This is a genomic window from Nostoc cf. edaphicum LEGE 07299 (assembly GCF_015207245.1).
Lineage (GTDB): Bacteria > Cyanobacteriota > Cyanobacteriia > Cyanobacteriales > Nostocaceae > Nostoc > Nostoc edaphicum_B.
In genome coordinates this window covers 1-6383 of sequence record NZ_JADEXF010000226.1, presented here as the reverse complement: position 1 = coordinate 6383, position 6383 = coordinate 1, and the positions used below count along the sequence as shown (strand labels likewise).

Annotated in this window: 7 protein-coding genes; 2 read left to right on the top strand and 5 right to left on the bottom strand. The window is 42.0% G+C overall.

What is annotated here, in order from left to right; genetic code table 11:
• Both IQ229_RS08900 and IQ229_RS08895 read right to left on the bottom strand, forming a co-directional pair.
• The coding region (locus tag IQ229_RS08900; protein WP_194043001.1) for a hypothetical protein at positions 1-1753 on the bottom strand (1753 nt) is incomplete at its 3' end.
• Positions 1754-1792: 39 nt separating this feature from the next.
• Entirely contained in the window at positions 1793-2458 is a 666-nt protein-coding gene (locus tag IQ229_RS08895) for a hypothetical protein (protein ID WP_194042999.1), read from the bottom strand.
• A 338-nt stretch (positions 2459-2796) separates the two neighbouring features.
• Here IQ229_RS08895 and IQ229_RS08890 point away from each other — a divergent pair, with 338 nt between their 5' ends.
• Both IQ229_RS08890 and IQ229_RS08885 read left to right on the top strand, forming a co-directional pair.
• Positions 2797-3291: a hypothetical protein gene (locus tag IQ229_RS08890; protein ID WP_194042997.1), complete on the top strand. Its 495-nt coding sequence runs from the start codon at positions 2797-2799 to the stop codon at positions 3289-3291.
• Between the two features lie 95 nt (positions 3292-3386).
• Entirely contained in the window at positions 3387-3719 is a 333-nt protein-coding gene (locus tag IQ229_RS08885; RefSeq protein ID WP_194042995.1) for a translation initiation factor, read from the top strand.
• A 113-nt stretch (positions 3720-3832) separates the two neighbouring features.
• Here the strand turns inward: IQ229_RS08885 and mdh are convergent, their stop codons facing one another.
• The 3 genes from mdh to IQ229_RS08870 form a co-directional block, all read right to left on the bottom strand.
• A complete protein-coding gene (mdh, locus tag IQ229_RS08880) occupies positions 3833-4807 on the bottom strand; it encodes a malate dehydrogenase (RefSeq protein ID WP_194042993.1) in 975 nt (324 codons plus the stop codon).
• A gap of 93 nt (positions 4808-4900) precedes the next feature.
• Complete coding sequence (gene ndhO / locus IQ229_RS08875; RefSeq protein ID WP_194042991.1) at positions 4901-5116, bottom strand: NAD(P)H-quinone oxidoreductase subunit O; 216 nt, start codon at positions 5114-5116, stop codon at positions 4901-4903.
• A gap of 85 nt (positions 5117-5201) precedes the next feature.
• Positions 5202-6062: a DNA-formamidopyrimidine glycosylase gene (locus IQ229_RS08870; protein ID WP_194042990.1), complete on the bottom strand. Its 861-nt coding sequence runs from the start codon at positions 6060-6062 to the stop codon at positions 5202-5204.
• Positions 6063-6383: the final 321 nt, after the last annotated feature.

Genomic DNA, 6383 nt, shown 5'->3' with positions numbered 1-6383 from the left:
CCACTATCTGTTCACCTGTAAGTTCATATTTCTCTATATCACGGCAAACGAAATATATAGCTAAAAGAGGTTTAATGTCTTTACTTTGCAAGCCTACCCACTCTCCACCCTTTTCTTTCAACAATTTTGTCAAAAGTTCTCTAGCTTTAGCTGCACCTGGATTAATATTCTTTGAACGTATCAAGCAACCGCGAGTGAGGTCAAATTTTTTATAATCTATCAGTCGCCTCAATGCAGCACCTATAAACGTGCCATCTTGCTGAACTATACTTACTCCAATCCTCACCTTTCCCTTATTACCGATAATTTTGAAATCGATAAATCCTTCATCTACTGCTCTAGCTACTACATCTTCAATTGCTTCAATTGTAACTCCTTCAATCGTTTTACCTATTAAATTATTGAAGCCCATCCAAAGAGCAGTACTAATAGTTAGTTCTTCTTGCATTAATGAGTCAATAGAAGCTTCTACATTCGCTAATTCATTATCGAAATACGGTTGAACTGTATGTGGGGCTGGTGCTGGTGGAGGCAGTATTACAGATGATGGCAGAGGAGGCAATATTTCTCTACCTAAAGGTAAGGGAGGTGTGAAATTCTCTGCACACCATTTTAAAACTGACCTAACAGTTGGTCTACTTTTACCAAGTTCTCTGAGTTGAGTTTCATTAAATGGGTAAAGAGAATGAGGAAGTGTTTGTTTATGTTCCTTATAAAAATCTTGCAACCATTGACTAACTAAAACCACAATATCATCAGAATTTAAATATTTTAATGCAATTGGTTGCCTGTCAGCTTGTTCACTTGCTAATCTATCAACGACTGCTTCAGCTTGTGGTAATGTCCTGATTTGCTCATTCCAAGTTTCAGGATACATAGCTAAAAGGAAAACACCTTTTTTGAGATTGTTATACAAATCCTTAACTAAGTTTGCAATCACCTGTGCTGCTGTAAAACCTGTGTCGGAAATTTCTGCAATATCTAATTCATCAAAGCAAATCACCGGAACTCTATAATGGCTGGTTATATCTAAAATCTGGCGTACATTACTTAATGCTTCAGCTTCTCTATCTAAATTTTTATGATTTGGTAAACCTAGTGTATCAGCTTGTGCTTGTGTGATTTCTAAACCTGATAGCCAATAATTTGCATAGTGAACGTGTCCTGTAGAAAGTGTCCACAAAATAGCCCTAATTATATAAGGATTAGTAATATTTGGCTTAATTTTCAACACACCTTCTGTTAAGCTATCAATTGTCTTAGTTGAGTATTTGCTTAACCAATTTGGGTAAATATTACTAATGTACTGCTGTGGTGTATAGTTACAATTTTTAGCTTCATTAATTAAAGCAGCAGCTATTTCTTGCCACTGCATTACTTGTTGACCACCAAAGGCTCTAAGGCTAGAAGCTACAGCTTGCAGGAATTGATACTTAATCTGATTCAGACTGTCATACTTACCCATGTAAATAAATAAGGCATCGCCTTCTGTTTCTAAGTGATGGCGAACACGGCTTATAAGATGACTTTTACCTAACCCCTTTTCAGCTGTTATTGTGATACCTACTGTTTCACGTTTCCCTTTACGAATTTGTTCAACCGCATCAAATACTGCATTAGAAGCGTGAGAATTAATTATAGGAACATCGGGATAGCTTTTTCCCCATATCTGTTGGGGTCTGACAACAATATGTCCTGCAAATGGGTTTTGATTTCTAATTAGTTCATCAATGGTAGATGTAGTGGCAATCATAGTATTGTAAAATTCATTTAGTGAGGAATAGAAGGAAGTTTAGGCTTTGAGAAGCTTGGCGTAGCAGCGTAATCCATCTAATACAGTGGTGATGGAATCTTCTATTTTGTCAGGTGCGTTATCTTCTACAGTTCCGCCCTGTAGTTGCAAAATATCGTTAGCTTGGGTTTCCAGCAGCCAATCATTAAACTCTGTACGACTCACGCGATCGCCAATTCCTCTTCTAATGCGATAAATGGGCACTAGATTATTAAAGTTGTACTCATAGTTCAACTTGTCGTAGACTTCCAACGCCACAGATTTAAACTCGTCGTAAGATGCGATTCCTTTGGAAAGCTCCGCTGCACCCTTCCCATTAACTGGTACATCTGCACCAGTTACCGCAACATCAATCTGACTAATCCACCGCAACAACGCATTCGCTGCCCAAGTTCCAACAATTGTCCCTTCAAACTTAAAATCGCCACTTCTCAAACCCTCACCCAATACCTCTAAACCCTTCCCAGATGTTAGAAAATATCCCTTTTTGGAAATTGCGATCGCACCCTGCTTCTGTAATTCCTCGAATATGCCCTGATAATCTGCTACCTTTTGGCTTTTGGATACAATTCGCTTAGTGAGTTGACCCTTCTTAACTTCCTGCTGCATTCCTCCTAAATCCCACAAAGCCAAAAGAAGACGAGTGCTAGTGTTTTTTGATGTCATATTGAGTGTACTTTTTGGCAAAAAGCATCATAGTAACTGTATCTTTCTAAATTATTTATGCAGAAAAAATAACCGAGAAATTGCTGAAAATTTCGACGTTTCAGCTAAATAAACTCATCAAAAATCAAAAATATATTTCCTTGGGATGAATGCAGTTTCTCTCAAAGGCGGGATGGAATGCTTGAGAAAATCCATGAATATAAAAGAGAAACGCTCTAGCTGTGCAGTTGTAAATTGAGTGGTATATGTTTTTTCAAATCCCAGCGAAATAACAGGAATTCCAACTTTGTTTTTGCAACAGCAAGGCTTTTAGCAAATACAGGTGAGAACGAAATCCAATGAACACAATATATAAAGAACGTAAAATAGTTTCGCGTCTATTTGCAGTGCTGCTTTCGGCATTGTTAATGGTTCCCTTGCTGAGTAGCTGCGGAGGCGGTTCCCAAAAAGCTAATGTGCCACCACCTGTTGATGATACCGTCGGTAGAACAGTGAGCGATCGCAAGACTGCAAGCCAAACCGAAGTTAAGAAAGGATTGGGTACAGGGCAAAAAGTGGCGCTTTTGGCAGGAGCTGCGGCACTTTACTATATGTACAACCAACATAAGAATGCTCCACAAGAAGGAGCGCAAGGTAAATACTATCTTTCCAAGAACGGGCGTGTATATTACCGTGATGCTGAACATCGCGCTCATTGGGTAACGCCACCAGCAGAAGGAATTCGAGTACCAGAATCTGAAGCACAAAAGTATCGGGAATTCCAAGGCTATAACCGCAGCGCCACAGGTCGCGATCTCACTGGTCTAACTTCATCCGCAGCTCCGGCACTCTAGATCAGCGAAGCGTGTGTAAATAAGAAAGCGGGTTTCCCGGAGGATAACGCCGATCGCGCACGTCGGAAACACGAACTTAAATCAGGAGACAGATTATGGTAGATGAATTTTTCCGTAAGGCGAAGGAGTTGCTTTTGGGGTCGAACAAGGATCAAGCCGATCAAGATGCCGAATTCCGCGATCGCGATGTACGTCCAGCCAGCGAAGATCCATACGGCGATCCCGCAGATATCTCATCTTACGGCGATGTCCGCCCAGCCAGTGAAGACCCCTACGGCGACCCCGCAGATATCTCGTCTTACGGCAATGTTCGCCCAGCTAGCGAAGACCCTTACGGCGACCCCGCAGACACAGGGGAGTTTGGTGACATCCGCCCAGCCAGCGAAGATCCCTACGGCGACCCCGCAGATCAGGATTCCCGCCGTTAACGCAAAACCAATCTGGTGATATTGGTTTTCATAAGGTGATGAATTTTGGAATAACAAATAAAGCAGTGGGATTAGAACCTACTGCTTTTTATTTTGACTGCTATTTATACAAATTACGAATTACGAATTATTTCCTGCGATCGCTCAATATTTTGACGCACAGATCGAGCAGAAGTATGCAAACCCTCTCTTTCTTCATCAGTTAGCGTCAATTCCAAAATACTCTCAATTCCACCGCATCCCAACCGACAGGGAACACCAATCACAACATCTTCTAAACCGTATTCACCTTGCAGATACGCCGCCACAGGCAGTAAGCGCGACTGATTTAATAAAATCGATTCTACCATCACACTAGTAGCCGATGCCGGAGCAAAAAAAGCACCTCCCGTATGCATCAATTCCACAATTTCTGCGCCACCGTTCCGAGTTCTTTCTACCAAACGTTCAATTGTGGCTGCATCTAGCAATTCAGTGATGGGAATGCCGTTAACGGTAGCATAACGAGACAAGGGAACCATTAAATCGCCGTGACTACCCAATACCATCGCTTTGACATCAGCAGGTAAAACGCCTAATTCTAGGGCAATGAAGGTTTCAAAACGGGCGGAATCTAACACACCAGCCATACCCATAATGCGATCGCGTGGTAAACCTGTTGCTTGCCAAGCTAAATAAGTCATCACATCCAACGGGTTGGTGACGACAATAAAAATAGCATTGGGAGAATGAGCGATCGCATTTTTTGCCGCTTCCACAACAATTTTGGCATTAATTTTCAGCAAGTCATCCCGACTCATCCCTGGTTTGCGGGGAAATCCGGCGGTAATCACCACAATTTGGGAACCAGATGTATCAGCATAATTATTTGTGCCGATAATCTGGCGATTATGTATTTCAATTCCCCTAGCTTCCATCAAATCCAGCGCCAAACCTTGAGGCATTCCCGCAATAATATCTAGTAAAACTACATCTGCCAGGTTTTTCTCTGCAACGCGTTGAGCTAAAGTACTGCCAACCCTACCCGCACCCACGATGGTGACACGGGGTAAATTACAGACAATTTGGGAGCTAGGGGAAAAAGACATAAATTAAGATGCGATTTTTATTAACAAGAATTCGGAAGTCAGAATTCAGCATTTATTCTGACTTCTGAATTCTGACTCCTGAATTCTTTTTGCTTATTTAAACTCTTCGAGTTGATCTACACGTAACCAAATATTAGGTGTTGGCACTTTCCCAAACTTAATCAGGGCATAATCACCTTTGATGTCTACAATTTCGCCCTTGGTTTCAAACAAATAAGAAGGAAAGCGAGCATCACTAGCTTTAGCCTCCAGACTGTTTTCTAGTTTCTCGCGCACAGCGCGAACCATATCACCTTTTTTGACTGCCATGAATTCCTCTCTAAAATTTGTAACGTCTTTCACCTGCATTTTAAAAGAGTTCCGAGTAGAACTCCTAACTCTTGTAAAGACGCGATTAATCGCGTCTCCTGACTCCCTGTAACGTTTGACACTGGGAGCAAAAATGACTAGATCGCCCAGCTAACCTAATTCGTTGAATTGCTGTACCACAAACTCGACAGGGTTCTCCAGCGCGGTTATAAACCCAGGCTACACCACCATAGTTGCCGTTAGTACCTTTAACATTTAAGAAATTACTAAATGTCGTACCACCAGCCTCAATGCTGGTTTCTAACACCTGAATTATCGCTGTTCGCAAAAGTTCAATTTGCTTTAGCTGCAAATCTATACACAAGGTTTCAGGTAAAATTCCACTCTTAAACAATGCTTCATCAGCATAAATGTTACCTAATCCCGCCACCACGGATTGATCCAGTAGCGCAGTCTTAATAGGACGGCGGCGGTTTTGGAGTTTGCTTGCTAGATATTCAACAGTAAATTCGGGTGAAAATGGGTCTGCTGCCAGTTTTGCCAAACCAGTGATAATACTTTCTACAGCAACACCAGGCGGAACCCACCATATTTTACCGAAGGTTCGCTGGTCAACAAAGCGTAATTCCTGCCGATCCCCAAAGAATAATCTAACCCGCGTGTGCTTGTGTAATGGTTCATCTCTATCCAGCCATAATAGTTGACCAGTCATTCGCAGATGAACCCCTAGCCAGCCGGAAGACGAGGAGAGTTCGGCGAGGAGATATTTACCGCGACGATGCCAAGTAGCGATCGCATTATTTTTAATTCCATTAACAAACTCACCTACAGAAAACGGGTAGGCAATGGTGCGATCAAGCAACACATCTCCACCCGCGATTTCTTGGTTGAGGGTTAATTGATTTAGACCCTTTCGGACTGTTTCAACTTCAGGCAGTTCAGGCATTCAAGCTGAGTTAAGCAGGCAATTAAGATTTATTTGAGGGATCGAGGAAGAAGAGATGGGGTAGTAACTTACATAGCCGTAGATGGCTCGTATTACTACCCAAAAGAAACCGTAAATACCCGCAGGGCGGCTCTCGTAGATTAGGGTAGGCTAGGACAAAGAATGAATGAACTGAAATTTTCAGACTTCATACTTCAGACTTTAAGACTACCCTTCATCATCGCATCAAACAACCCCCTTGTAGCTTTGCTGCTATTTTTTCGGTGCTTTAGCCTTTGGTGCTTCAACCTCGACTAATTCATCCTGGGCAAAGTTGTTGGT

Coding starts and splice junctions, on each gene's coding strand:
- IQ229_RS08895 (WP_194042999.1), bottom strand. CDS start 2,458: ATGACATCAAAAAACACTAGCACTCGTCTTCTTTTGGCTTTGTGGGAT.
- IQ229_RS08890 (WP_194042997.1), top strand. CDS start 2,797: ATGAACACAATATATAAAGAACGTAAAATAGTTTCGCGTCTATTTGCA.
- IQ229_RS08885 (WP_194042995.1), top strand. CDS start 3,387: ATGGTAGATGAATTTTTCCGTAAGGCGAAGGAGTTGCTTTTGGGGTCG.
- mdh (WP_194042993.1), bottom strand. CDS start 4,807: ATGTCTTTTTCCCCTAGCTCCCAAATTGTCTGTAATTTACCCCGTGTC.
- ndhO (WP_194042991.1), bottom strand. CDS start 5,116: ATGGCAGTCAAAAAAGGTGATATGGTTCGCGCTGTGCGCGAGAAACTA.
- IQ229_RS08870 (WP_194042990.1), bottom strand. CDS start 6,062: ATGCCTGAACTGCCTGAAGTTGAAACAGTCCGAAAGGGTCTAAATCAA.